Below are 850 nucleotides of genomic sequence, written 5' to 3'. Positions count from 1 at the left end.
GGAGAACCTGAACCAGATGGTGGACTCACTTAATATTTTTGCAGATGAGGTAACCCGTGTGGCGCGTGAAGTGGGTACGGAAGGACGTCTCGGTGGCCAGGCCAATGTACCGAAGGTGCGCGGTACCTGGAAAGAACTGACCGACAACGTGAACACGATGGCCTCCAACCTGACCCTGCAGGTACGCGACATTGCCAAAGTAGCGACCGCGGTGGCGAAAGGCGATTTGACCCAGAAAGTGTCTGTGGATGTGAAAGGTGAGTTGAATGAGCTGAAGGAGAACATGAACCGCATGGTGGACTCCCTCAACATCTTCGCCGGTGAAGTAACCCGTGTAGCCCTGGAAGTAGGTACGGAAGGTAAACTGGGTGGCCAGGCTGCTGTACCGAATGTAGGGGGTGTATGGAAAGACCTGACAGATAATGTAAATACCATGGCCTCTAACCTGACAACGCAGGTACGAGGTATAGCTAAAGTGGCCACGGCCGTGGCCAAGGGTGACCTGAGCCAGAAGATCACAGTGGAAGCACGTGGCGAACTTTTGGATCTGAAGGAAAACCTTAACCAGATGGTGGATTCCTTGAATATCTTTGGTGATGAAGTAACGCGCGTGGCACGTGAAGTAGGTACCGAAGGTAAACTGGGCGGACAAGCCAATGTACCAAATGTGGCCGGAACCTGGAAGGATCTGACGGACAACGTGAACTACATGGCTTCCAACCTGACTTCTCAGGTACGGGATATCGCCAAAGTAGCCACAGCCGTTGCAAAAGGTGACCTGAGCCAGAAGATAACGGTAGAAGCCCGTGGTGAAATCCTGGATCTGAAGGAGAACCTGAACCAGATGGTG

General features: G+C 52.7%; 1 protein-coding gene. It reads left to right on the top strand.

Annotation, left to right across the window (positions count from 1 at the left end; all coding sequences use genetic code 11):
* Positions 1–16 precede the first annotated feature (16 nt).
* Positions 17–850, top strand: an 834-nt coding sequence (locus OB13_RS16320; protein WP_461491243.1) for a HAMP domain-containing protein, incomplete at its 3' end; no start/stop codon positions are given.

The sequence above is a fragment of the Pontibacter sp. HJ8 genome, from assembly GCF_054824225.1.
The sequence above is the reverse complement of the archived record's forward strand: the minus strand, read 5'-3'. Positions and strand labels throughout refer to the sequence as shown.